The sequence below is a fragment of the Xanthomarina sp. F1114 genome (assembly GCF_026410255.1).
GTDB lineage: Bacteria > Bacteroidota > Bacteroidia > Flavobacteriales > Flavobacteriaceae > Xanthomarina.
Genome location: NZ_JAPMLL010000006.1, coordinates 148,885 through 174,717, shown reverse-complemented (window position 1 = coordinate 174,717; position 25,833 = coordinate 148,885). Strand labels below are relative to the sequence as shown.

At 32.4% G+C, this 25,833-nt stretch carries 26 protein-coding genes; 10 read left to right on the top strand and 16 right to left on the bottom strand.

What is annotated here, in order from left to right:
* The 5 genes from OS188_RS06685 to OS188_RS06665 all read right to left on the bottom strand — a co-directional run bounded on the left by OS188_RS06685 (position 1) and on the right by OS188_RS06665 (position 4,147).
* Entirely contained in the window at positions 1-936 is a 936-nt protein-coding gene (locus tag OS188_RS06685; RefSeq protein ID WP_267148053.1) for an alpha/beta hydrolase, read from the bottom strand.
* Between the two features lie 14 nt (positions 937-950).
* Positions 951-1,109 carry a DUF4177 domain-containing protein gene (locus tag OS188_RS06680; RefSeq protein ID WP_267148052.1) on the bottom strand — a complete coding sequence of 53 codons (159 nt, stop codon included), beginning with the start codon at positions 1,107-1,109 and terminating at the stop codon, positions 951-953.
* A gap of 11 nt (positions 1,110-1,120) precedes the next feature.
* Complete coding sequence (locus OS188_RS06675; RefSeq protein ID WP_267148051.1) at positions 1,121-1,981, bottom strand: SPFH domain-containing protein; 861 nt, start codon at positions 1,979-1,981, stop codon at positions 1,121-1,123.
* Between the two features lie 264 nt (positions 1,982-2,245).
* Entirely contained in the window at positions 2,246-3,172 is a 927-nt protein-coding gene (locus OS188_RS06670) for an alpha/beta hydrolase (RefSeq protein ID WP_267148050.1), read from the bottom strand.
* Positions 3,173-3,544: 372 nt separating this feature from the next.
* Entirely contained in the window at positions 3,545-4,147 is a 603-nt protein-coding gene (locus tag OS188_RS06665) for an alpha-ketoglutarate-dependent dioxygenase AlkB family protein (RefSeq protein WP_267148049.1), read from the bottom strand.
* Between the two features lie 29 nt (positions 4,148-4,176).
* On the opposite strand from OS188_RS06665, the gene OS188_RS06660 reads away from it, so the two are divergent.
* Positions 4,177-4,857 (top strand): M15 family metallopeptidase, encoded by a 681-nt coding sequence (locus OS188_RS06660; RefSeq protein ID WP_267148048.1) that lies wholly within the window; start codon positions 4,177-4,179, stop codon positions 4,855-4,857.
* Here OS188_RS06660 and OS188_RS06655 read toward each other — a convergent pair.
* The 5 genes from OS188_RS06655 to OS188_RS06635 form a co-directional block, all read right to left on the bottom strand.
* The gene (locus tag OS188_RS06655) at positions 4,833-5,528 is read right to left on the bottom strand and encodes an N-formylglutamate amidohydrolase (RefSeq protein ID WP_267148047.1); all 696 of its coding nucleotides are present in this window, start codon (positions 5,526-5,528) and stop codon (positions 4,833-4,835) included. The two genes, OS188_RS06660 and OS188_RS06655, sit on opposite strands and share 25 nt — an antisense overlap.
* Positions 5,525-6,751 carry a glutamate-cysteine ligase family protein gene (locus tag OS188_RS06650; protein WP_267148046.1) on the bottom strand — a complete coding sequence of 409 codons (1,227 nt, stop codon included), beginning with the start codon at positions 6,749-6,751 and terminating at the stop codon, positions 5,525-5,527. The genes OS188_RS06655 and OS188_RS06650 overlap by 4 nt, the downstream gene beginning before the upstream one ends.
* A 1-nt stretch (position 6,752) precedes the next feature.
* Positions 6,753-8,198 (bottom strand): RimK family ATP-grasp domain-containing protein, encoded by a 1,446-nt coding sequence (locus OS188_RS06645; RefSeq protein ID WP_267148045.1) that lies wholly within the window; start codon positions 8,196-8,198, stop codon positions 6,753-6,755.
* Between the two features lie 72 nt (positions 8,199-8,270).
* Positions 8,271-9,800: a carbon-nitrogen hydrolase family protein gene (locus OS188_RS06640; protein ID WP_267148044.1), complete on the bottom strand. Its 1,530-nt coding sequence runs from the start codon at positions 9,798-9,800 to the stop codon at positions 8,271-8,273.
* Positions 9,801-9,865: 65 nt separating this feature from the next.
* Entirely contained in the window at positions 9,866-11,599 is a 1,734-nt protein-coding gene (locus tag OS188_RS06635) for a M14 family metallopeptidase (protein ID WP_267148043.1), read from the bottom strand.
* A gap of 97 nt (positions 11,600-11,696) precedes the next feature.
* Between OS188_RS06635 and OS188_RS06630 the strand changes: the two genes are divergently transcribed.
* Positions 11,697-13,358, top strand: a complete 1,662-nt coding sequence (locus OS188_RS06630; protein WP_267148042.1) for a SulP family inorganic anion transporter — start codon at positions 11,697-11,699, stop codon at positions 13,356-13,358.
* A 106-nt stretch (positions 13,359-13,464) separates the two neighbouring features.
* On the opposite strand, the gene coaD is transcribed toward OS188_RS06630, so the two are convergent.
* Positions 13,465-13,920 (bottom strand): pantetheine-phosphate adenylyltransferase, encoded by a 456-nt coding sequence (gene coaD / locus OS188_RS06625; RefSeq protein WP_267148041.1) that lies wholly within the window; start codon positions 13,918-13,920, stop codon positions 13,465-13,467.
* A 79-nt stretch (positions 13,921-13,999) separates the two neighbouring features.
* The gene (locus tag OS188_RS06620; RefSeq protein ID WP_267148040.1) at positions 14,000-14,974 is read right to left on the bottom strand and encodes a D-alanine--D-alanine ligase; all 975 of its coding nucleotides are present in this window, start codon (positions 14,972-14,974) and stop codon (positions 14,000-14,002) included.
* A gap of 149 nt (positions 14,975-15,123) precedes the next feature.
* Between OS188_RS06620 and OS188_RS06615 the strand changes: the two genes are divergently transcribed.
* The 7 genes from OS188_RS06615 to OS188_RS06585 all read left to right on the top strand — a co-directional run bounded on the left by OS188_RS06615 (position 15,124) and on the right by OS188_RS06585 (position 21,613).
* Positions 15,124-15,687, top strand: a complete 564-nt coding sequence (locus OS188_RS06615) for a PASTA domain-containing protein (protein WP_267148039.1) — start codon at positions 15,124-15,126, stop codon at positions 15,685-15,687.
* A gap of 1 nt (position 15,688) precedes the next feature.
* A complete protein-coding gene (locus OS188_RS06610; RefSeq protein ID WP_267148084.1) occupies positions 15,689-16,726 on the top strand; it encodes an RluA family pseudouridine synthase in 1,038 nt (345 codons plus the stop codon).
* A gap of 188 nt (positions 16,727-16,914) precedes the next feature.
* Positions 16,915-18,783: a chloride channel protein gene (locus OS188_RS06605; protein WP_267148038.1), complete on the top strand. Its 1,869-nt coding sequence runs from the start codon at positions 16,915-16,917 to the stop codon at positions 18,781-18,783.
* A 202-nt stretch (positions 18,784-18,985) separates the two neighbouring features.
* Positions 18,986-19,894: a hypothetical protein gene (locus tag OS188_RS06600; RefSeq protein WP_267148037.1), complete on the top strand. Its 909-nt coding sequence runs from the start codon at positions 18,986-18,988 to the stop codon at positions 19,892-19,894.
* A 41-nt stretch (positions 19,895-19,935) separates the two neighbouring features.
* Positions 19,936-20,373, top strand: a complete 438-nt coding sequence (locus OS188_RS06595; RefSeq protein WP_267148036.1) for a hypothetical protein — start codon at positions 19,936-19,938, stop codon at positions 20,371-20,373.
* 186 nt (positions 20,374-20,559) lie between these two features.
* On the top strand, positions 20,560-21,318 hold the full coding sequence (gene yaaA, locus OS188_RS06590) for a peroxide stress protein YaaA (protein ID WP_267148035.1): 759 nt from the start codon (positions 20,560-20,562) through the stop codon (positions 21,316-21,318).
* Entirely contained in the window at positions 21,275-21,613 is a 339-nt protein-coding gene (locus OS188_RS06585) for a hypothetical protein (protein ID WP_267148034.1), read from the top strand. The genes yaaA and OS188_RS06585 overlap by 44 nt, the downstream gene beginning before the upstream one ends.
* On the opposite strand, the gene OS188_RS06580 is transcribed toward OS188_RS06585, so the two are convergent.
* Positions 21,603-21,740: a 30S ribosomal protein THX gene (locus OS188_RS06580; RefSeq protein WP_267148033.1), complete on the bottom strand. Its 138-nt coding sequence runs from the start codon at positions 21,738-21,740 to the stop codon at positions 21,603-21,605. The genes OS188_RS06585 and OS188_RS06580 overlap by 11 nt on opposite strands.
* Positions 21,741-21,855: 115 nt before the next feature.
* On the opposite strand from OS188_RS06580, the gene OS188_RS06575 reads away from it, so the two are divergent.
* Positions 21,856-22,614, top strand: coding sequence for a uracil-DNA glycosylase family protein (locus OS188_RS06575; protein WP_267148032.1), 759 nt, complete (start codon positions 21,856-21,858; stop codon positions 22,612-22,614).
* Between the two features lie 2 nt (positions 22,615-22,616).
* Here the strand turns inward: OS188_RS06575 and OS188_RS06570 are convergent, their stop codons facing one another.
* Genes OS188_RS06570 through OS188_RS06560 form a run of 3 tightly spaced genes read right to left on the bottom strand, consistent with a single transcriptional unit; the run spans position 22,617 to position 25,831 of the window.
* Positions 22,617-24,446: a Xaa-Pro dipeptidyl-peptidase gene (locus OS188_RS06570; protein ID WP_267148031.1), complete on the bottom strand. Its 1,830-nt coding sequence runs from the start codon at positions 24,444-24,446 to the stop codon at positions 22,617-22,619.
* Positions 24,447-24,504: 58 nt separating this feature from the next.
* A complete protein-coding gene (locus OS188_RS06565) occupies positions 24,505-24,858 on the bottom strand; it encodes a DoxX family protein (protein ID WP_267148030.1) in 354 nt (117 codons plus the stop codon).
* Positions 24,851-25,831 carry a peptidase associated/transthyretin-like domain-containing protein gene (locus OS188_RS06560; RefSeq protein ID WP_267148029.1) on the bottom strand — a complete coding sequence of 327 codons (981 nt, stop codon included), beginning with the start codon at positions 25,829-25,831 and terminating at the stop codon, positions 24,851-24,853. The genes OS188_RS06565 and OS188_RS06560 overlap by 8 nt, the downstream gene beginning before the upstream one ends.
* Between the last annotated feature and the right edge of the window lie 2 nt (positions 25,832-25,833).

Below are 25,833 nucleotides of genomic sequence, written 5' to 3'. Positions count from 1 at the left end.
TTATTTTTTTATAAAAACTTCAAGTGTATTTATTAATTCTTTAGATAATGGGTAGTCTGGAGAATAGTAGGATTTCATGTTATTTTCATCTATGTCTATGTCTTTTAAAACATGATTCATATTATCAATAATAACTAATTCTGAATCAGGCTTGGCTTTATGAAGCTTTTTGGCTTCGTCAACTTTCACTTGAATATCTTTAGTACCATTAATAATAAGAATTGGAATATCTAGTTTTTTAATTTCTTCTGATGGATTATAGGCCATCCATGTTATAAAAAAAGGCTGATTCGGTTTGCTAAACAAATGTGCTAGAGCAGGGTTTACTGTTTCTATGGTTCCAGTTTCTTTAAGTTCGTTTATTTGTTCTTTAGCCATATTGCCCATTTCTTCGCTATACAATTTATAGCTGTTTATAATAAATTCACCCATATCTTCACTAATTCCTGCAAGGGAGACATATTTGTCTACATTTTTTTGTGCGGCTAACATAGCCACTAAAGAACCTTGACTATGACCAATTAATGTTATGCTACTAAAACGGTCATCATCTTTAAACTTTTCAACTGCAAGTTTGGCATCATCTACAAAACGATCAAAATTTAAATCTGTCATTACAAATTTCATGTTTTCTTCGGTAGAGGTTCGTTTATCGTATCTGTAAAAGGCGATTTCTTTGCTGTTTAAACTATCAGATAATTGTTTAATATAATTCCCATTGATGTTTACTCCAGTTTGATTTCCATTTCTATCAACATTTCCTGATCCATGGACAAAGATTACTAAAGGTTGACTTTTTAAATTTTTGTTATAAGATAAAGTTCCTGGAAGCTTAACACTGTCATTCATTATTAGAACTTCTTCTGATCTAATGTTATCTTGTGCTACTACCAACATACCAAAAAATAGAGCTAGAAATATTAAAATTTGTTTCATAATCTATAATTTAATTATCTGTTTTTATCTCGTTCAAATACTATTCTTGCAGAGTTTTCTGCTATATGAATCACTTTCCAGCCAGACATGGCGTGTTGATTGAGTGTATCTTCTAAGCGTTCGTCGTTTTTGCTTAATCCCATTTTCCAGGAAATAACTTTATATTCTTTCATTTTAGAGTTATTTAATGATTTAAAGTTCCGGCATTAACTATTGGCGAAGCATCTTTATCGCCACACAATATAACCATTAGATTACTAACCATAGCAGCTTTACGTTCGTCGTCCAAATCGATAATTTGTTTTTTACTTAGTTCGCTAAGGGCCATTTCTACCATACTTACAGCACCTTCCACAATTTTATGTCTAGCTGCAACAATGGCAGTAGCTTGCTGTCTTTTCAGCATGGCATTAGCAATTTCTTGAGCATAAGCTAAATAGCCAATTCTTGCTTCTAAAACTTCAATACCAGCAATGGATAGTCTCTCATCAATTTCTTTTTCTAAAGCTTCGCTTACCTCATTTACACTGGAACGAAGTGTAATGTCTTCGGCAAGACCTTCGTCTGCAAAATTGTCGTATGGATACATACTAGCAAGCTTTCTTACGGCAGCATCTGTTTGTACACGTACAAAATTCTCATAGTTATCTACATCAAAAGCAGCTTTGTAGGTGTTTTGAACTCTCCAGACTAAGATGGTACTAATCATAACCGGGTTTCCAAGTTTGTCGTTTACTTTTAAACGTTCGCTGTCAAAATTACTGGCACGAAGTGAGATTTTCTTTTTTGTATACAAGGGGTTGGTCCAATACAAACCGTTCTTTTTTATGCTTCCTACGTATTTTCCAAAAAGCAAGAGAACTCTGGAATTGTTAGGTTGCACCATTATAAAGCCCAAGGAAATAAATAAGGCTGCTACTATGGCAAAGGTAAACCAAGGATTCTTTGTTATTACTATTGCCGTAATGCCTCCAAAAAATAATAGTAAAAATACAAAGAGCATGAGGTAACCATTTGCTGGGATGATAATTTTTTCTTCTTTCATGTGGATAAATTTAGTTATATTAATTCAAAATGATATCAAAATGATATCAAAATGATATTATAAAGATATGTATAAATAATTTAACCACAAAATAGAGTTTGGCACGGAGATTGAACTAACTATTGTAAATTGATACTACACATAAACTTTTTAGAGAGTGTGGTTACTTTTAAAAAAGGTAGTATTTCATATTTTTGGTTGGTTAGTTAAGAAAAGCATCCGCTCTAGGGTGCTTTTCTTTTTTTTATTCATTTTGGAAATTATCTATTTTACAAACTCTATAATGGCAGGGATTAACTTAGGGCTTATGGTTCTAAAAGATTCGTTATAAGATTTAGAATTTTCTAGATCGTCTCCAAGAATAGGAAACATAACATGATTCATGTTTTTTATTATTAATAAGCTGCCATGTTTTGTTGCTTCTTTTAAAAGTTGAGCCTCTTCTGTAGATACTTGTAAATCTTTAGTACCATTTATTATAAGTGTAGGTATTGGTAGTTTAGCAATCTGCTCTTGCGGATTGTATTGCATCCAGCTACGCATAAATGACTGATTATCAACATTGAATATAGACTCTAGGGCAGAAGGATAGGCTGTGGTTGTTTTACCTTCTTTAAGCTTTTGAAATGCAACTTGAGATTCGTCCAAAAGTCCAGGAACGGTTTGCTTCACTTGGTCTAGAATAACTTCATCTATAGGTTTTGCCGAGCCTCCAATAGAAATAAATCCGGTAACATGCTCTTTAGAAGCTAAGATACCAACTAGACTTCCCTGACCATGACCAAGAATATAGATGTTTTTGAAGCTGTTTTTTTCAATAAAATAATCTACAACTGAAACAGCATCGCTAATAAAATCGTCGAAACTGATAGTTTTGCTGATACGTCCTTTTCTAATTTGTTTTACTATTCGTTTATCGTATCTATAAGTGGCAATACCCTTATTTGAAAGATTTTCGGCTAATTTTTTTAAAACATTATTTTTTTGAAAATTCTGATTTCCGTTTCGATCTGTAGGACCAGAATCTCCAATAATTATGATTAGAGATTTATCATTATTTTCCTTAGGGCTAAGTAAGATGCCATCTACATATTGATTAATAGATATCTCTTCTGAAATAAAATTAGTTTCTTGAGAAATAATAACATTAGAACTAAAAAATAGTAAAATAGAAAGACACTTCAATTTCATGAATACTTATTGTTTGTTAAAATCAATTTGTAAAGATATAAACTACTATAACGTAAAATTAGTTTAAAATTACTTGATAAACTCATAATTTTTAGAAATGAAAATGTAAGAAAACATACGTATTTCGTCGGATTAATGTGGTATTTTGTCTGTAAATGTTAAAATTATATGTATTTCATCGAAATTATTGACTTTTAAACGTTGATATTCAATTATAATTTTACATTTGAGTGTACTAAAATATTACTTTTTAGTTCGATGGATTAATTAATTAATGTTTGCATTATGTTGTTGATACTAGCGACCCTAAATCTAACTACATAATAAAGATGCAAATAAAATTAAACCGAGGTTGAGGGACCTCGGTTTTTTTTATGAAATAAATCGAAAAGTTAAGTTAATTCGTTTTCCAATATCTTTCTTAGTTTTTGGAACTTGATGCAGCCAATAATGTTGCATTTCACCTGTCATTATTAATAAGCTCCCATGTTCTAATTCTAGTTGATGTTTTTCGCTTTTTAACGTTCTGTGTTTAAATTTAAATTTACGTGTAGCTCCTAGACTAACCGATGCAATGACAGGATTTAAACCCAATTCTTTTTCATTATCTGCATGCCATCCGTTACTATCATTGCCATTTCTATATAAATTTACTAGTACAGAATTAAAACTGTGTTTTGAAATTAGTTCAACCTCTTGTTTTATATTTAAAAGTAAATTATTAAATGGGTGTGGATTCATTTTTATGCCAGAGTAGGAGTAAGGGGTGTCAGTTTCGCCATATAGAGCTGTAAGTCTAGGTTGTTTATGTGTTTTTCCAAAAATGCTAATACTATCTTGTTGCCAGGTAATTTGCTTTAATAAGTTTTCAAATAATACATTAGCATGCCTGTGTTTATAAAACTGCGGAAAGTAAATAAGTTCTGCTTGGGGAAACCTAAAATGGCTTTTTTCTGAAGAAAACAAATCCATCATTTATTTTTTCTCTAAATTAGCCAAAGTCTATGAAAATAAAAACTACTATATTCGTTTCTCTTTTTTTTATACTCGTTTCATTTAAACAAGATAAAAAAAGCTTGCCTGATGGGTTTGTCTATGCGCAAACTCTAATTCCTGATCTAGAAGTAGAATTACGCTATTATTCTACAAATAATTTTGTGGGAGATACCATTGCTGGGTATCACAGTAATAAATTAATTGTTACCAAAGCAACAGCTGAAGGTTTAAAGAAGGTTCAAGAAGAATTATTGCTTCAAAATCTCTGTTTAAAAGTTTATGATGCTTACAGACCGCAAGAAGCTGTAAACCATTTTATTAAATGGGCCAGGAAACTAGACGACACTTTAATGAAACAGCAATTTTATCCGGATGTTAAAAAAAGACATTTATTTAAAGAAGGTTATATTGCTTCAAAATCGGGTCATAGTAGAGGAAGTACGGTAGATTTAACTATTATAGATGCCGACACTCACGACCCTTTGGATATGGGAAGTCCGTACGATTTTTTTGGAGAATCTTCCTGGGTTGCATATCAAAACCTGAACGAAGAACAAAAAGCTAACAGACAACTTTTACAACGTATCATGGCCAAACATGGATTTAGAAATTACCCAAAAGAATGGTGGCATTTTACTTTAAGGAATGAACCTTTTCCAAAAACTTATTTCAGTTTTCCAGTAGAATAAGATTCCAAAACTGTAAAGACATCTTGTTTTAATTGGGAGTCCATCAGATTATTTTCCGAAAACTTCTGATTAATCTCTAATTCGATTCCAATATAATTTTCAAGGAATTGCTTTCTTAAATAAGTGGTAAAACCATCAGCCTTTCCAAGATATGGGTAATTATATCGAATGTTATAATTTGGATTTATCTTCAACATTAGTTTTTTATAATTTTTACTGAAATGTTTTTCTGAAATTCTCCTGGAATCAAAAAGTAAACCCATATCACAATTCCTAATTTCACCATTTAATAGAGGAGTAAAGGAATGTATAGAAATATGTAAAACTGTTTCTCCAGCATTAATGAATTCCTTGATTTTATTTTCAACCTTAGTTCTATAAGTAGAATAATAGGTATGAATAAGTTTTTCTTTTTCTTCTATTGAAATTTCTTTGGAAAATTCTGAAAACAAGTTTTTGTGATGTAACGATCTGTTAAGTTCTATTAATAAGCGACTGGTTTTGCTGTAATGAGAATAATCTGAAAGTGATTTTAGAGATTCAAAAATGTCTAAAGCTCCCAAATCCAAACCTCTGTGAGTTTCTAAAATGACTTGTTGATTTTTAAAATACGAAACATAATTTTTAGGGATTTTATTTCCAGCATGTTCACAAGTTAGAACAAGTTTCATGGCAAGAATAGCTTGTTTTCCTGCAAACAATCGGCTAAATGATTATAAATGTTTTTAATGTTAGTTTCATAATAGTTTTCTGCAACGGCTTTTAAAATTCTTGTAGACAAAGTGCCTTGGTTTAAAATAGATTCAAGAGTTTCTTGATGCGATTCATGAATATTTTCTTTAGTCAAGGCATAGAGATGTTTCCAAAGGTTTTTAACAGAGATTGGTTCTTCTACTTGAAACAAGTTTAAATATTCCACGTTAGAAATAGTATAATTTTCTGCCTCTTTAATAATGGGATTAAAAATCTCGTAAAGTTCCTCTTTTGGCCATTTTTTTTGTTCTGGAAGTGTCGCTAGTTTTTTATAAACTAAAAGCTTTAAGACCTCTATAATAAGCACGCAAATAGCTATATCTGCTTTTGGACATTCTTGGATGTCTACCAATCTTATTTCAATAGCATTTCTGTCAAAACGTGCAATGGCTCCCCTAGAATTTAAAAAATGATGATCTAATATATTTTTAGTGTCGAAAGGGCTAATGGCCTTTTTAATGGGTTCGAAAATGGTTGCATAATAATCAACTTTACTAAAAACACGCTCAGGAATTACTAGGCCAGTAAGTTCAGGAATTTCTTTTTGATTTGTTTTATAATATTCTAAACGAGCATCTTTAAAGCCTGTGTTTTTTCCTTCCAGAATGGGAGAGCCTGCACATAATCCTGGTATTAGTGGTAAAATAATTCTAATAGCCGCATGGAGTTTTTCAAATTCTCTATCGTCGAAAAACGGCAGATTGATATGTGTACTTTGTACGTTGCTCCAACCATGTCCACGACAATCAAAAATACGATTATATAACTCGTAAACATCACTATAACTGTGTTTCCAAAGTTCGGTGTCTTTTAACGGATTTAATAAAGGATGCGCTGCAGTTGGTAATAAATACGATTCTAAAGGGTTTAAAAGTGAATTTATTTCAAGAATGTTTTTATGAAACTGTTCCGATAAATAGTCTAGATTATTAGTTGGACCATTGGTTTTTAATTCTACCACATGAGCCACCAATTCGTTGCTCCAAGCAATGTCTCCATTTTCAACATCAGAAGTTAGTTTTCCAGCCTTTTTGCTTAATAATTTGTCAACTATTGGAGCTGCTTTAAAGTTTTTCTTAAAAACCAGCATATATTCCAACTCAATGCCATAAACTTCAAATAAATGATATTTTTTACTCATGTTACGTCAGTCTGTTTTTTAGAGCTGTTAGAATTTCGGTATAGACAAAATCTCCATAATAGGCATCTTCTACACCAAAGTCAATATTTGGGTTATCGTTAATCTCAATTACCAAGGGTTTGTTGTTCACTACTTTTATGTCTATACCATAAAGTCCTTTTCCCATTAATTTAGCAGATTTTAAGGCCATATCTAGTATTGGTTTTGGCACCTCTTCTATAGCTAAGCAATCTGCATTTCCGTCTTGATCGTCTTTTTTCTTGGCGTTCCAATTATATATTTGCCAATGACCTTTTGCCATATAATACTTACAGGCAAAGAATGGTTTGTCGTCTATAATTCCAATACGCCAATCGTAATCTGAAGGGCAAAATTCCTGTGCAATAATTAAATCAGATTCTTTTAACATACCAGAAACCAAACTTTGGTATTCTTCTTTATTTTTGGCTTTTTTCACACCAAAAGAAAAGGTAGAATCTGGAGCTTTTAAAACACATGGTAAACCAATTTGCTCTAGAACATCATTTTTATTGTTTTTATGAACGATAACCGTTTTTGGGGTTGCAATATTGGCATTATTAAGAGCTTCGGCCATATAAACCTTATTACAGCATTTTAAAATGGCATCCGGATAATCTATAATTGCAATGCCGTCTTGTTGTGCTTTTCTTGCGAAGGCATAGGCTTCGTTGTTAACCTCGGTACTCTGACGAATAAATAAGGCATCAAACGAAGACAGACGAGACAAGTCTTTCGGCTCAATTATTTCAGCATAAATATTCATTTTTTCAGCCATGTCCACAAACTTTTTTAGAGCCTTTGGGTTACTTGGAGGAGCAGGGTCGTTAGGGTTTACTAAAATAGCTAAATCAAAATCCGATTTGGTCAATTTAGGTGTATCATAACGTTTTTTTGAAAAGTACTGATTGGCAAATTCATGCACACTCTCCATGTGTTCTATTGGGATTTCAGACTCAGAAATAGCTCGAATGTTTTGTACATTCCATTTGGTTGTATGGTTGAATTTGACTCTTAAAAAAGGCACTTGAAAATGTCTGTAAAACAGTGCGCTTAATTCCTTGTATTTATGAGCCACATTTTGTCCAAAATAAATACTCAAAGTAAACTCTTGAGATTTGATGTTTTTTAAGCTCTGTTGGATGACATCATCAAACTCATCAGAAACAATGCGAACTAGTTTTAAAGCCTTTAAATCTACAATATTTTTTACAGTTGGGATGGCTAAATGTCCTCTGGCTTCAGCTAAAAGCGACACATAATAACCTTTAGATTGGTACGAGTAATCTTTGCAAAGATTAAAAATACGTGCGTTTTTTAATAAGGAAAATTGTGGGTTAGTAAGATATTCTTGGGAAGAAATTACTGTAATATTCTCAATCGAAAAATGCCATTTTTCAGGTTGATTGACAACAATGTATTTATTCATTTACTGCGAAATCGCGATATATATTTTAAACAAATTTAGATTATTTTTTAATAGCTTTTACAAGTGGTGAAATTATTTTTTACGCAATTCAAAAAGGTCTGTTCGTCTATCTCTTAAGTTTTTAACGCTTCCATGTTGGTTTAGCTCTCTAAGTAGATCTATATCTACATCTGCAATTAAAATCATTTCTGTATTTGGAGTGGCCTCGGCTTTAATTCCGTTTGCAGGAAACGAAAAATCGCAAGGAGTAAAAACCATAGATTGCGCATATTGAATGTCCATATTATTCACTTTAGGTAAATTACCAACACTTCCGGCAATGGCAACATAACATTCGTTTTCTATAGCTCTGGCTTGCGCACAATGTCTCACTCTAGAGTAACCGTTTTGAGTGTCTGTTAAAAAAGGAACAAATAAAATATCCATGCCTTCATCGGCTAAAAGCCGGCTTAATTCTGGAAATTCAGAATCGTAACAAATTAAAACTCCAATTTTACCACAATCTGTATCAAATGTCTTTAATTCTGAACCACCTTGCATTCCCCAAACTTTGGCTTCATCTGGAGTTATGTGAAGTTTCTCATATCGCTCTACAGTACCATCACGTTTACATAAATAACCGGTGTTATACAGCAAATCATTTTTTACTTCCGGCATACTTCCAGTAATAATATTGATGTTGTACGAAATGGCCAATTCAGAAAATTTTTGAACAATAGATTCTGTGTGTTTGGCTAATTCTCTAATAGCTTCAGATTCTGATAAATGATTGTTTTCGGCCATTAACGGCGCATTGAAAAACTCTGGAAATAAGGCAAAGTCCGATCTATACGCAGAAACAGAATCAATAAAATACTCTGCTTGTTGCATCAACTCTTCCAAATCTTTATACAAACGCATTTGCCATTGGATAAGACCTAAACGAACAACTTTCTTTTTAGTAGCTGCTTTTTTTGAAGGTTTTTCATAATATATATTATCCCATTCCAATAGAACCGCGTATTCTCCCGAAGCATTATCACCTTCTAAATATCCTTTTAAAATACGCACAGGATGAAAATCGTTAGAAATCTGAAAATTTAAAACAGGATCGTGAATTTCTTTTCTTTTAACCTTATCGATATACTCTTTGGGAGTCATTTCTTTAGAATACTTATGGAAATTTGGTATTCTTCCTCCAAAAGCAATGCCTCTTAAGTTTAGTTTTTCGCAAACTTCTTTTCTATAATCATATAAACGTCTTCCTAAGCGCAGACCACGAAATTCAGGTTTTATAAAAACATCTATTCCGTAAAGGGCGTCGCCTTTATCTGCATCATGTGTGTTGAAGGTGTAATTTCCAGTAATATCATCATAGGTATGAATATCATCAATACTATCGTAATCCACAATTATTGAAAGTGCACAACCAGCAATTTGGTTATTAATTTTAATAACTACCTGTCCTTCTGGAAATTTATCAATCAGAGTTTTTATTTGATCTTCTCTCCAAAATAAATCAGGCATAGACGTGTATGCTTGTTGCATGGCGCCTTTTAATTCTTGATAATCGTCTAAAGTAAGATATTGTAATTCAATATTTTCAATGTCTTGTGGTTTCATACAATATGAATAATTTTTGTGTAAATGTAATCGAATTTATAATTGAAAAATTATTTTTTTTCTAATTAATTTAATCGATAAATAGGGTATTGCATATAAGCTTTTTCAGCGTGATTAGAACGTTGGTAAAGCCAGTTTAATTGAGCATACCAATTGGTATTAAAATCTTTATCGCTTTCTTTTTTCTTTAAAAATTCAGCCTTTAATTCAGCATTACTGTCCAACATATTTTTAGCTGTATCTTCGAAAACATAAGGAGAAAAACCTTCTTTTTGTTGTAAAATCATGTCGAAAAAATTCCAGTTAAAAAAGGAGTCTGGAGCTTGAGGTTCTAAGGTTTCTAATAAATAGCGTTTAGCAGGTTGATTTGTTGTTACAAAATAATCCCCTTTTCTAAAACGGACAGCTTCTGTTGAAGATGTAATGCTTGTACTATAATGTTGGTAATGACCTTCGTAAGGATTTTTTCTGGTTTCAAAAGTAGCTATTTTATAAGCAGAAACAGTAACACTTGTATCTTTTTCAAAACGAGTCATTTCTACTTTATTTAGTTTAAGTAAATCAATGACATCGTGCCAACCTTGGGGAATTATATAAGCTTTTGGAACTGTTACTTCAACACTAGGTTTAAAGTAGTTTTCATATTCAACTTCTTTGGTAAAGGGCTTATTTCTATTGTATTTTAAACGTTGAGAGCCAGTAACATCACTGGTTATCATTTCACCTTCAAAACCTTTAAAGTTTAATGTAGTAGATTTCGATTCGTCAATAACCCAATCTAAAGGATACTTTGTGCCTACTTTAAAATTAGAAGCGGAGTCCTCTCTTAATAAAGCAATCCTGTTGTAATTATCTTCTATAACTTCAATCATACTTATCATAAGTTCGTAGGTGCCTTCTACACGTTGCTTATATGGTTTTAACATGTGAGTTTCTACCATCATACCCAACACACTCCATAAAGCCGTGTAACCTGTTGAGTATCTTGGATAATCCATAAACTGACTAAAACCAATCTCGGGCACCTGATTAAACACATTGACATAAGGTGTGATATCCCAATCTTTTTGAGCTAATTTATTTTCTAAAGCTGGCATCATTTCTTGGTTTAAAAACAAGCCTAAATTGCCGTTTAGCTTATTGTGTTGCGTAAATAGATGGGTTAATGTATATTGGTAATCTGCCCCATTGCTAACATGATTATCAATAAACACATCGGGTTGTACCAAATGAAAAATTTCAGTAAAACTCTTAGCATTTTTGGTGTCGCATTTTATAAAATCTCTGTTTAAATCGTAATTCCTGGCATTTCCTCTAAATCCATATTCTTTTGGACCATTTTGATTGGCTCTGGATCCCGTATTTCTGTTTAAGCTACCGCCAACATTATAAATAGGAATTGTAACTAAAACCGTATTTTTAGGAGCTTTAACTTTTCCTTGAACTAAATCTCTGTAAAGTAGCATAGTGGCATCAATACCATCTGTTTCACCTGGATGAATACCATTGTTGATTAATAAAATGCGTTTATTTTTTCTTATTTCTGAAAAGTCAAATTGTTTATCCGGATTGTAGGTTACTATATGTAAAGGTTTCCCAGAATCTGTTTTTCCCATTTCTTGAATTGATATTTGAGGATAAACATGACTTAAATTTTCAAAATAACTTATTACTTCTTGATAGGTTTCAGTTTCAGTTCCTCCACTTTTTTCAAAATTTGTAACAAACTCTTGAGAAGTCTGAGATACTAAAAAATTGAAAGACAAATAAATAAGGAAAAAAGCAGTTGTTTTATTCATAATAAAAGGTTTAAAGTATAAAACTAATCAATTAAAAATAATATAGCCTTGTGTTTATCTATATTAAGTCTATTTTTGCAGCCTTAAAAAAAGAACGATGACTCAATTTTTTCAGAAATTCACTAACAATCCTAAAAATGATATTTTAAGTGGTATTACCGTATCGTTAGCAATGATTCCAGAAGTGGTTGCATTTGCTTTTGTTGCGCAAATAGATCCACTAATGGCACTTTCTGGAGCTTTTATTGTTGGACTGATTGCTGCAATTTTTGGGGGAAGACCTGGATTAATTTCTGGAGCAGCTGGAGCAGTAGCCGTTATTTTTGTTACCATGATTGCAGATGGACATACCAAAGGGATGTTATTTGATCAACCAGTTGACAATATGGGGTTCTTTTACTTGATGGCCTGCGTTATTTTAATGGGGCTTATTCAAGTTTTAGCTGGTGTTTTTAAGCTGGGACGCTTTGTACGCTTAATTCCTCATCCAGTTATGCTTGGTTTTGTTAACGGTCTAGCTATTGTGATTTTTTGGGCACAGGTAAAAATGTTTTCACATAAATCTTTAGTCGTTTCAAGCGATGGGGTAAAAGAATATGTAAGCACATTCATGCAGGGCTCAGAACTTTTTATGATGCTTGGATTGGTGTTTCTAACTATGGCAATTATGACTGTTTTACCAAAATTGACTAAAAAAATTCCTGCTGCCTTAACAGCTATTTTAGTAACAACATTTATTGCAATTTGGTTTAACTTGGACGTTTCTACCGTTGGATCTTATATTATTGAAGGAGGAGGAACAGGCTTAAAAGGAGAACTTCCTACACCTAATTTAGAGCTGTGGCAAAATCTTCCTATTAATTTAGATACTCTTAAATTTATTTTGCCTTATGCATTTTTAGCTGCTTCTGTAGGATTAATAGAATCTCTAATGACCATGAATTTAGTGGATGAATTAACAGAAACTAGAGGAGATGGGGACCGTGAATGTATTGCGCAGGGAGCTGGAAACATTATGTCTGGACTTTTTGGAGGAACAGGAGGTTGTGGTATGATTGGGCAAACGGTAATTAATATAAATGCAGGAGGGCGTGGTCGTTTGTCTGGAATAGTTATGGCATTAACTTTATTAACCTTTATACTTTTTACAGATAAACTAATAGAACAAGTGCCAATTGCAGCACTAGTGGGGGTTATGTTTATGATGGTAATTGAAACTTTTGCATGGTCTAGTTTTAGAATTATTAAAAAAATCCCTAAATCGGATGCTGTTGTTTTAATAATAGTTTCGGCAGTAACAGTTATTTTCGATTTAGCAATTGCGGTTTTTGTTGGTGTAATTATTTCAGCTTTAGCATTTGCTTGGGAAAACGCCAAACGCATTCGTGCTAGAAAACGTATAAAAGAAGATGGTACCAAAGTTTATGAAATATGGGGACCTTTATTCTTTGGAAGTATTACGGCTTTTAATGAAAAATTTGATCCTAAAAACGATCCTGATCACGTAGTTATAGATTTTGTAGAATCACGAGTTAGTGATCATTCTGCTTTAGAAGCTATTTTTAATATAGTTGAAAAGTATGAGGCTGAAGGAAAAACCATAAAACTTAAACACTTAAGTGAAGATTGTAAAATCTTGATGTATAAAGCTAGTCCTAAGTTTAAAGAGGTTATTGTAGAAGATATTGACGATCCAAGATACCATTTAGCTGCAAATCCTGAAGATTTTCCGAAACCACTTTCTGAATATAAATTGTAATTAGTTTTACAGTGAGAGGAATTATAATCTATTTTTAGATAATAATTCTGGTCAACCCTAAAAAAATAATAAACTATCTAATCGTATTCACGAGAAATTAAGTTTGTTATTTTATACGTACGCTATCAGGAACTAAAACTTTATAATCTCCTTTGTTTCTAATAACATCGCGAACAATACTAGAGCTTATATAAGAAGTTTTTGCAGCAGTTAACAAGAATACGGTTTCAATTTTAGATAGTCTTCTATTGGTGTGAGCAATGGCTTTTTCAAACTCGAAATCTGCGGGGTTTCTTAAACCTCGCAATATAAAGTCGGCCTTTATTTCCTTACAAAAGTCTATAGTCATTCCCTTATAGGTAACTACTTTTACTTTTGGCTCGTTTTTAAAAGCTTCTTCAATAAATTTTTTACGTTCTTCTAATGTAAACATGTAATTTTTATCGGCATTAATACCAATGGCAACTACAACTTCGTCAAAAAGTGGTACGCCACGACTAATAATGTCGAAATGGCCTAGAGTTAATGGATCGAAAGATCCTGGAAATAGTGCTCTTTTCATATTTGTTTTCTAAGCCTGTCTGTGTCGGCAAACAGGAAAGTGTGAGTCTTTTTTAATTAACAGTAAATATAATCAATTATTATTTTAGACTTTCTTCAATAGCATTCTCAAACAACTCTTCCAAGCTAATTCCAGCAGCAGCAGCCTGTTGAGGTAAAATGCTTGCTTTAGTTAATCCAGGAACTGTATTCATTTCTAATAAATGAGGTTCTCCATCTTTGAAAATAAATTCACTTCGGCTAAAGCCTGTCATTTTTAAAATATCATAAACCTGTTTCGCAATTTCACTTACTTTATGAGCCATGTCATCACTAATTCTTGCTGGGGTAATTTCTTTAGACTCGCCTAAATACTTCGCTTTATAATCAAAAAAATCGTTGTCACTAACAATTTCTGTTATTGGTAAGACTTTGGTTTCACCTTTATATTTTATTACGCCCACAGAAACTTCTGTGCCGTCTAAATAAGATTCAATAATTATTTCATCATCTTCTTTAAATGCCACCTCAATGGCATCTTGCATCTCTTCAATTTTATATACTTTGGTAATCCCGAAACTACTTCCAGCTTTATTTGCTTTAACAAAACAGGGTAACCCAACCTTTTTAACTATAGCTTGCGAGTTTATTTCGTCTCCTAAATTAACATAAAAGCTTTCGGCAGTTTTTATTCCAAAGGGTTTTAAAACACTTAAACAATCGCGTTTATTAAAAGTGAGTGCTGCTTGATACATATCGCAACTTGTATGAGGAATATTTAAAAGCTTAAAGTAAGCTTGCATAAAACCATCTTCTCCCGGAGTACCGTGAATGGCATTAAAAACGCAATGAAAATTAATTTTTTTATTATTTGCAGATATAGAAAAATCGTTTTTATCTACAGGAAATTCTTTGTCTTGGTTATCTACATAAACCCACTTTTTTTCAAAAATATGAATGCGATAAATGGCATATTTGTCTTTGTTAAGTGTTTGGTAAACAACGTTTCCGCTTTTTATGGAGATTTCATATTCGCTAGAGAAACCTCCCATAATAATGGCGATATTTTTTTTCATATGTATTTCCCATGAAAATGGGAATCTCTTTAATTATTAACTAAATTTACAATAAAACCAGAGGATTATTAGTTAAGCTAAAATATCACAATAAAAGCAAAAGAAAAAACAGTTCTGTTTTTATATCTTTGTTGTTTAAATAAATTTAAATGAGTCTTATAAAATTTCTTAAAAGTAAAACATTTTTAAAGCAAATTGTTTTGGCTTTTGTAGCCATTTTCATTTTGACGTTTATAATGTTAAAATGGTTAAAGGTGTCTACTAATCATGGTGAATTTGAAACGGTTCCCGAATTAAAAGGGAAATCGATAGAAGTAGCTGAAATGCAACTAAATGAAAATCGTTTAGTAATGGAAATTTTAGATTCTTCTAATTATAATCCAGATTATCCAAAGTATTCGGTTATTGAACAAGATCCAATTGCTGGCGAAAAAGTCAAGGAAAATCGAAAAATATATTTAACACTTAATCCTTCCGGATATAGAAATGTATTAGTTCCAGATTTAAAAGAACGCACGTATAGACAAGCAAAGCCAACCTTGGAAGCCTTAGGTTTTAAAGTAGGTAAACTGACCTATAAAGACAATATTGCCAAAGACATGGTTTTAGACATGAGCTTTCAGGGAGAAAAAATCCAACCGGGAGATATGCTTCCAAAAACGTCTAAAATCGATTTGGTTTTAGGTAATGGTACTAGACCAACTTCAGAATAAAATGACAGATTATACGCCAGAGCAGGAAAGTGACGATGAATTATATGAGCATTATAGCTTTACTGCAGATAAAGGTCAGCAGCCTCTTAGAATAGACAAATATTTAATGAATTTTATTGTAAATGCTACACGAAATAAAATTCAGGCAGCTGCAAAAAGTGGTAATATTCATGTGAATGATGAGCCTGTAAAATCTAATTATAAGGTAAAACCTTTTGATGTGATTCGCGTGCTTTTCGAACACCCACCTTACGAAAATTTATTAACTCCAGAGAATATTCCTTTAAATATTGTCTATGAGGATGACGACTTATTAGTTGTTAATAAAGAACCAGGTATGGTTGTGCATCCAGGACATGGAAATTACTCAGGAACCTTAATTAATGCTCTAATTTATCATTTTGATAATCTGCCAAACAACTCCAGTAACCGCCCAGGATTAGTGCACAGAATAGATAAAGACACGAGTGGTCTTTTAGTAGTTGCTAAAAACGAGGAAGCCATGACACATTTAGCTAAACAGTTTTTCGATAAAACGAGCAAGCGTGAGTATGTGGCAATTGTTTGGGGAAACATGGAGGAAGAAGAAGGAACAATAGAAGGAAATATAGGTCGTCATCCAAAAAACAGATTACAAAATACGGTCTTTTTTGGTGATGACGAGGATAAAGGTAAGCCAGCAGTAACGCATTATAAAGTGCTTGAGCGCCTGGGGTATGTTACTTTAGTGTCTTGTAAATTAGAAACTGGACGTACACACCAAATACGTGTTCATATGAAACATATTGGTCATACTTTGTTTAACGACGAACGTTATGGAGGCGAAAGAATATTAAAGGGAACTACCTTTACTAAATACAAACAGTTTGTAGATAATTGCTTTAAAGTTTTACCTAGACAAGCGCTTCATGCAAAAACTTTAGGGTTTACACATCCAAGAACCGGAGAATTTATGAGTTTCGATTCTGAAATCCCAGAAGATATGCAGTTATGTATTGAGAAATGGCAGCATTATGTGAAACATCAAGACTTGAGCTAATTGACTGCTAAAATAATGAGAACCGCTTTTCTAGGTGTCTTTCTAAATACTTTTTAGGAATATGTTTTGAGGACAATAGAATGTTTGTTTTTTTAAAAGATTATATTTCATATTAAAATCTATTATTGGTTTTATTATTAAATTAAGACTAATTGATGCATGAAAACTATCAATAAATCTATTCAGTTTTGAAAAAAGGGATTACAGAATTAATCAATAAGATTAATAAGCTTTACAGTAACTTTTTACGCTTCAATAAAGATTTTATTAATTATCCATTCAGGAAATTTAATTATATAGAAATTCTTCTGTTGTGGGTAAGCAGTAGAGTAAGCAGATCTCAGTTTCTTATTCTCTCAGGGATTTTAGTTGGCTTAAGTGCTGGAATGGCGGGAGTTATTCTTAAAGTAAGCGTACACCACATTCAAAGTTTTATAAGTCATGATCTTCCTTTTAATCAGCGACTAGTTATTTATGCTATTTTTCCGTTATTAGGAATTGTGTTTACCGCCTTAATAGTGAAATTCTTTTTTAAATCTGATGAAGAGAAGGAAATGTCTTTTGTGTTAAAGACAATTTCTAAAAACGAGAGTAAAATTAAGCCTAGTAAAATGTACTCTTTAGTACTTCAAAGTGCCGTTACAGTAGGATTTGGAGGTTCTGCAGGCTTAGAAACCCCCATAGCAGTAACAGGTTCTGCCATAGGGTCAAATTACGCACAACGGTATCGGTTAGGTTTTAAAGAAAGAACACTTCTATTGGCAGCAGGAGCAGCAGGAGGAATTGCAGCAGCTTTTAATGCACCTATTGCAGCCGTGATGTTTGCATTTGAGATTATACTTGCTGGGTTAGTTTTTACAGACTTTATTCCCTTGGTTATTGCGGCAATATGCGGAAGCTTATTGTCAAAAATAATTTTAAATGAACACGTTTTATTTAACTTACCGGCAAGAGAGGTTTTTGATCACTTTAATGTTTTATTTTATATTGTTTTAGGAATAATAACTGGATTATATGCTCGGTATTTTATTTTAGTTGGTCAAAAAACACATCAGTTTTTTAGTAAATTTAAAAATAGATATTTACTAAAAGCTATTGTTGGAGGAACATTATTATCTATTTTATGCGTTATTTTTCCTCCACTTTTTGGAGAAGGATATTTTAATATTAAAATTTTAGATCAGGGAGGAATAAATAGTCTATTTCAAAATAGCTTATTTTCTTATTTTGGTCAGTCTCAGTGGATAGTTCTTGCGTTTTTAACACTAGCTGTTTTGTTAAAAGCATTTGCTACAAGTATTACTTTAAATTCTGGAGGAACAGGAGGTAATTTTGCGCCATCTCTAGTAGCCGGTGGTTTATTAGGGTATTTGTTTGGCTACGTTTTAACTTTAATGGGTATGGATAATGTTCCGGTAACTAATTTAATGTTAGTTGGTATGGCTGGGGTAATGTCTGGTTCTATGTACGCACCGTTAACAGCCATTTTTTTAATTGCAGAATGTAGTAGTGGATACGATCTATTTATACCTTTAATGATTGTTTCTGTTATCTCTTTTATTATCAATAAATTTTTCTCTCCAATTAATCCTGCATTTAGCACTTTGGCCAATAAGGGTGAAATTTTTACAACTAGACAAGATCAAAACATATTATCTCATATTTCTCTTTTTGATTGTCTGGAAAGAAATTCATCTATTATTAAAACCGCAGATAATTTAGACGAAATTTTATATAAGTTTAAACAAAGCGATAAGAACAGTATGGCTGTTCTAGATCAAGAAAATAAATTCTGGGGTATTATTAACAGAGCCCAGCTAAGACCGTTTTTATTAAATAAAAAACCTACAGAAGGAATTAATATAGGTCAATTAGCAATAAGTCCAGCATTTACTGTCTTTCCTACAGATTCTGTAATGAAGGTTATAAAAATGTTTGATGAAGCAGATGTATGGCAACTTCCTGTTATAGATAAAGAAGGTCATTTTGTAGGGTTTGTAAGCCGTTCTGAAATTTTGAAGAATTATAGAGCTTTATTGAAAGAGTATTCAGAATAGATTAAATTGTTGGAAGCCAGTTAGGGAAAGAATTAGAAAATTTTGAGGAAGTTCTATAAAATAATACAGAATTTGTTTTAGGGAAAATGAAAAAAACAGTTATTTTACGTAGGGATGGATAATATTTCTTTCAACAAAAAGATAAAAAAAATCTGAATAATTTTGTTATATATATATTGCAATAACTTAAACCTACAATATAATGAAAAACACCCTTTTCTACTTAGCTATATGCATCTCCTTAATAACAAATTTTAGTTGTAGTCATGATGATGACTCAGGCGAACAGGTTATTGAACAACCTGATGATAATTTTTATATAGAGAGTTATCACGGATTTTATGCACAATATAACACCCATTTGTCTACATTTTTGAATTATAGTAATATAATTTCATTTGAGTATGATGATTCTAACAGAATTACTAAACGAAATGGCGATATACTATATCTTGGCTCTGGCAGTGGAGGTGGTGGCTATTTGCACGATTCTCTTTATACAGATTTAACCTATACTAATAATAAAGTACATCTTGAAAAAAAAGCTGTCCCCTTTAATGGACTTTCAGTTCGAGAAAACGAAAGAATTATTGAGTTTGATGCAAATAATAGAATGGTCAGGAATATTAGGTTTCAAGAATATGATTATCCTGAAAGAGACACCACAAACTACACGTATAGTAATGGGAAATTAATGTCGTTTGTTAAAACCTCAAATAGAGTCTCAACTATTGGAGATTGGTCAGTTCGTTATTTTAAAGAATCAACTCTGTATTATACCAATGATAATTTAGATAGTATTGTAACCATTTATTCTGGAAAAGGTACTTTAGATACATATACAATTTTTTCAAAGAAAGAAACGCAATATTTCAGTGGTTACGATACTGCTGAAAACCCATTTAGAAAACTTCAAATGTTTGAGGAAACATTCAATAGATCTCTATCTAAAAACAACTTTACAGAATATAGAAAAACTTCTAATAGATACGATTATCCAAATGATGATTATTATGCAACCCCAATTTTAGAACCTACTCAAGAAGAAGCTTATCAAACTTGGAATTTGGCATACGATGAAAATGGTGAATGGATTTATGATCAATATTAAAACTAAATTTTATTATCTACATTTTTTAAAAACCAAATCTTATGAAATTTCCCAACAAATCATTTGCATTCATTGCGCTTTCAATTTTAACCATGTTCTTTATTTCATGTAAAAGTGATGATGATAACCCAGCCGATGAATGCGAAGAAGCAATTTGCACACATAATATTGTATCCATAGATGTAAGAATAAAAGATCAAAATCAGGAACCAGTTGCTTTAGATTCTTTTGAAGTTACTAACATTGAAAATGGAGAGGATTTAACCATGCAAATTCACCCAGATGCCTTTGTGTATCATCAAGAGTCAGGTCAGTATCCTATGATTTCTGATGGACAAGTACAATTAAATCAAGTGATAGACATTCAGTTTAAAGGGTTTATTAATGACATTGAAGTTATAAGTAGTGATTATAAAGTGACAGCAGATTGTTGTCATGTAGCTTTAGTCTCTGGAGATACTAATTTAGTGCTTGAATAAATAGTTTCTTTTACTATTGATAAACCATATATTTTTAGCTTCATTATAACATTTTGAATTCGTTATTTTATGGTTTTATCCGTAACTTTGAATCTGTATTAAAGGACTAAAAAGCTAATTTTTATTTCCTTAATTGAAGTTATTTATTAATCTTTAAAGAGATTCCTGCTTTTGCAGGAAATGCCTATGAAGCTTGTTTTATCACCTGCAAAATCCCTCGATTTTGAATCTAAATTGCCAACCACAAAATCTTCTGAATCTCAGTTTTTATCAGATTCTGAACGCATCCAAAAAGTGCTAAAAAAGAAATCGGCCAAGAGTTTATCGAAACTCATGAATATTTCAGATAATTTAGCCCATTTAAATTACGAACGCAATCAAGATTGGCAACTACCTTTTACAAAAGAGAATGCCCGGCCAGCCATTTACACTTTTAATGGAGATGTTTACAGAGGCTTAGATGTCTACTCTTTAGATGTTAAGAAATTAGATAAACTTCAAGATACAGTTAGAATTCTTTCAGGACTTTATGGTGTTTTAAAGCCCTTAGATTTAATGCAAGCTTACAGATTAGAAATGGGAACAAAACTTCCTGTTGGGAAAAATAAAAACCTTTATGAATTCTGGAAAAAGAAAGTTACCAAAGCCTTAAACGACGAATTGGAAGACAACGAGTTTTTTTTAAACTTAGCTAGTAACGAATATTTTAAAGCCATAGATACTAAAACTTTAAAAGTTCCAGTTATTGACATCGATTTTAAAGAGCTTAAAAATGGCGAATATAAAACCATTGGTATTTACGCTAAATTGGCAAGAGGATTAATGACTCGTTATATTATTGATACCAATGCCAAAACATTAGACGATATTAAAGGTTTTAATTTAGAAAATTATAGATTTCATGGACAACTCTCCAAAGAAAACACTTTGGTCTTTACAAGATAATAAACGTACAGAAGACCAAAGAAATGCTTTTAAACCAACAGGTAAAAAGCCAAGAAATAAAACACCTCAGTATATTTTGGTGTCAATTTTAGTGCTATTTGTGGTGAGTTTTTTATTGCTTCAAATGTATCAAGACCCTTTAGAAACCTGTATTACAGATACATTTTGTATCAATTCTAAAGAGGATGTCTTTTTGTACACCCTCTATGTTTTTGCAAATATTTGTATTGTAGTTTTAGCTGTTGTTGGCGCTTATGCCTTTGGTAGAAAAATGGCTAGAGAATTTAAGATTTAGGTTTCACTTTTTTATTAGGATCTAATTTATCCTCAAGACGTGGTCGTTTTTTTATTCGTGGACGTCTAACCCCATAAGAACCTCTTTGAATTTTTCCTTTTTTGGTTTTTTTATCTCCTTTTCCCATGTTTTACTTCCCACGCCTGCCTGTCGGTAGACAGGAAAGTGGTTTTTTTATAAATTAAACTTAATTTTTATGTTGGATTAAAATACAAAAATTAAGCTTATAAATCAATAGATATATGTTCAAACATTACCATCCATACAAACCCTTTATTCCTGAGCATGCTACAAAATTAATTGTTGGTACGTTACCACCTCCAAGATTCACTACAGGCAATTTAAAACCTGTAGATGTCGATTTTTGTTATGGAAGTAGCGACGGACAATTATGGAAAATTCTAGATGAATTGTTTGATCTGAATTTAAAGTATGAAACCACAGAGGAAGCTATTCAACAACGAAAACAATTCCTAATTGAGAGAGGTATTGGCATTTGCGATATGGTTGAAAGTGCTGAACGTGAGAAAATGGATGCTTCAGATTTAGGAATGCAGAATGTTGTTTATAGAGATTTAATTGGGTACTTAAAAGAATTTACAAATATAGATACCTTATTGTTTACAGGTGGAAATAGTAAAAATGGACCTGAATATTTTTTCAGAAGACATCTCAAAGAATATCATTTAAAATTGGAATTGGTTTCTAATGAGGTTCCAAGAATTCATCAATTTGAGTTGTATTATTCTGAGCCTTTCGACTTAGCTCAAGACAGGCAAAGAGAAGAATCTAAGACAAGTAATTGTAATGATGAGAATCCTCAATCGCAAAACTCATGTCGGGATGACAAAAGAATCATAAAAACCGTATCCCTAACTGCCCCTTCGGGTGCTGCCAACAGAGCGGTTGGAAGTATGCCTTTATACAAACAACTCAAACAAAAAAATCCAAAGTTTAATACCTTGGATTTTAGAGTGATGCAATATCGTGAGTTTTTTTAATTCTATTTAAAGGCCTTTTCTATAGCTTTCTCGCCACCAACAATCGGTAAACTTAAAGATGTTTTATCTAAGTCTATGGTTAACTCTGTTCCTGGTTTTGGAAGTATCGTGTATTGATTGTCACTGGAAAAAATCATCAAACCTATTTGTTGTCCTTTAGGGATTATTTGATCGTCTGGTTGTAAATCGAAAGTCATACTATAGAATTTTCCTGGTTTTAAAGGTTCGCTTTCAGTCAAGGATTTATAGTTTTGAGGATCTGCCCAACCACGTGTAATAATATTATCTGTAATTTTTGCATCTTTTTCCCCATTCCATGGTAAAGACACCAACCAAACCGATAAGTTTGCTGCCGGTTTACTACTTGCAATATTTACTGTTATATTTGCCAATCCAGAAATATGAACATCTTCAGATAGAGTTGGTGTTACATACAGCAAACGGTTTTTAGAGCTTTCGGCTTGAGCTAAACCCTCTCCAGAAATATTATGGTCGTCCACCAAAGTTTCTTTGCCTTGTTTTTTAGATTTCTCATTAATTAGTACTCCGGTTTTTAAACCCTCTTTTTGAAGATGGAAAGTAACTGGTGAGGCGTCCGGATTTGGATATTCTTTATACGCTGTAGGTTCTTGTGGACTATCATTTTCTCTTACAATCCAAGCCTTAGCATCATTCTCTACACCATTATCAATACCATGCAAATAATGCGTAAACCATCTATTCATCATAGTTATTGGAGGTGGACCACCATGTCCGTTTTGATGATAATAAATTTGCGACGGAATACCTTGTTTTTTGGCAGCTTCGTAAATTCTATAACTGTGTTCGGGCATTACATTCCAATCGTTAAAACCATGAGCCATTAATAGTGCGGCTTTCATTGGTTCCATATCATTTAAATAATCCCGGCCAGCCCAGAAATCGTTATAATCTCCAGTAATTCTATCCAAACTATTTTTCATTTCAGTATCTCTTACAACACGATTGCTGTATGCGCGTTTGGATTCGTCTCCACTATGGATAAAATCGTATAATACATCAATATCTTCACCTAAATATCCTCCTGGCGATCTAACTAAACCATTCGATCTATAATAATGATAATAAGAGGTGTTTGGAGCAATAGGAATAATGGCTTCCAAACCTTCAACTCCTGTTGTAGCAGCAGCAAGGGGTAGTGTTCCGTTGTATGAAGTTCCTGTCATTCCTACTTTTCCAGTAGACCAATAGGCTTTTACTTCTTCGTTACCCTCTCTTTCAGTATAACCTTTTGCTCGACCGCATAACCAGTCGACTACAGCTTTAGGGGCTAGAGACTCGTTATCGCCTCCAACCGTAGGTGAACCATCTGAAAGTCCTGTTCCTGGAGATGAGGAGTGAACCACGATATAGCCTCGGGGCACCCATTTTAAAATGTGTGAATTTGAAATGACAGGTCTTACTCCTCTACGTTTAACTTCAACATGAGTACGCTCTTTAGCCGCTTCTCCAAGCTCATGCTTGACATCCCAAAATAAACCGTCTACATTTTCAGCTACGCCAGCAAAATAAGGACTGGTTACATAAATAACAGGAAGTTTTAAATTTTCAGAATCTGTTTGTGGAGGTCTGGTTACTGAAACATGCATCCGGTCTAACTTATTATCTCCATCTGTATCGAATTCTGTTTCAACCCATAAATCGTGTCTTATCCACGCTTTAGGTTCGCTAAATTCTGGTACTATTTGAGCTTCACCATTCTCGAAAACAGGAATGGCTTTTTCCTGCGAAAAAGAAATTGATGCGCTTAAAAGAAAAAGAAAAGTGAGTAAATATTTAAAAGAAGTTTTCATGAGTATGTGTTGTTTTTTGATGTTTACGAAGTTCGTTTTTTTTAGAATTAAAAACAAACTACAAATAATAATAGGCCCAAGCCATAAGTACAAATTGAAGAGGAAGTCGCATAAGTAAAACCCATTTAGGAATACCAGCACCTGCTTTTTTACTTGAAAGCATATAAAAATGAACTAATAAGAACACAATTAACATGGCTATAATTCCATAAATAGCAAGATTTCTAGTTTGATTAAAAAGTAATCCGAAACCTAAAACAATTTCAGCAACTCCACTCAACAAAACCAATAACTTATGGTTTGGTAAATATTTTGGCATGATACGCATATACATTTTAGGTTTAATAAAATGCATGATTCCAGCGAATATATAAATGGCTGCCATGAGGTATAAATGCCACGGATTATTCATCTTTATATACTTTAAATGTTATTCCCATTCCGTAATTGTTTAATCCAGCTTTTAATAAACTAGAATCGTTAATATTGCCTTTTTTAAATTGAATCCATTGGTTTCTGTGTAAAAACACACGTTTAATAAAAGTTTTACTTTCTGATATTTCGTCAGTAAAAGGAAGTAAAGGTCTAAAATTGGTTGGAATCTTTACTGTTTGTCCTCTGCTTTTAATCTCTTTGTACTTTTTATTTGGCAATAATTTTCCTGCGTCATCTGCATAACCTAAGACTTGAAGTGACACAAATAAGCCAGACTTTGGAATTAAAATATCATAAGCAGATACATCTAGAGTATATTCGTCTCCATCTTTTTCTGTAGCATTAAATACAATGTTTTGGTAGAGTAAAGGTTTTCCCGGAAAGCCATTTTCATTTTGATAGATATTCACTTTAAATAATGTTGAAAAAGGTTTCTTATCAGCATTCGATTTATGCCTTTTCTTCCAATCTACAGATTCTAATGCAATGGGAAAATGAATTTCAGAAAGTTTTTTCAATTTTGGATCTGAATTTTTAAAATATACAGCTATTTCAGATTCTATAGTTGGAAGCCAACACTTATAATAATCGTCATCCAAATAAGGTTCGATACTTTCTTCTTTATATTTTCTATCTAATTTAGCACGTACAACTACTTCATCCAACTCGTCTATAAAAGGAGTTAATTCAAGCGTTTTTGGTAAGTTTTTAGAAGAAATATTTAAATCTTTAAAGCCTAAAGCAGATATAAATAAGGAGTCTATATCTGGGTATATTTTTTTGGTGAAGACAAAGACACCTTCATCGTCTGCAAAAAAACCTTGACCATTACCAAATGAAATTGTAGCGTAAGAAACAGGATATTTGGTTTGAGAATCGATGATTCTGGTTTGAGAAAAACCTATAACCGACGAAAATAAAAATAAAAGTAAGACAGCTTGTCTACACATAA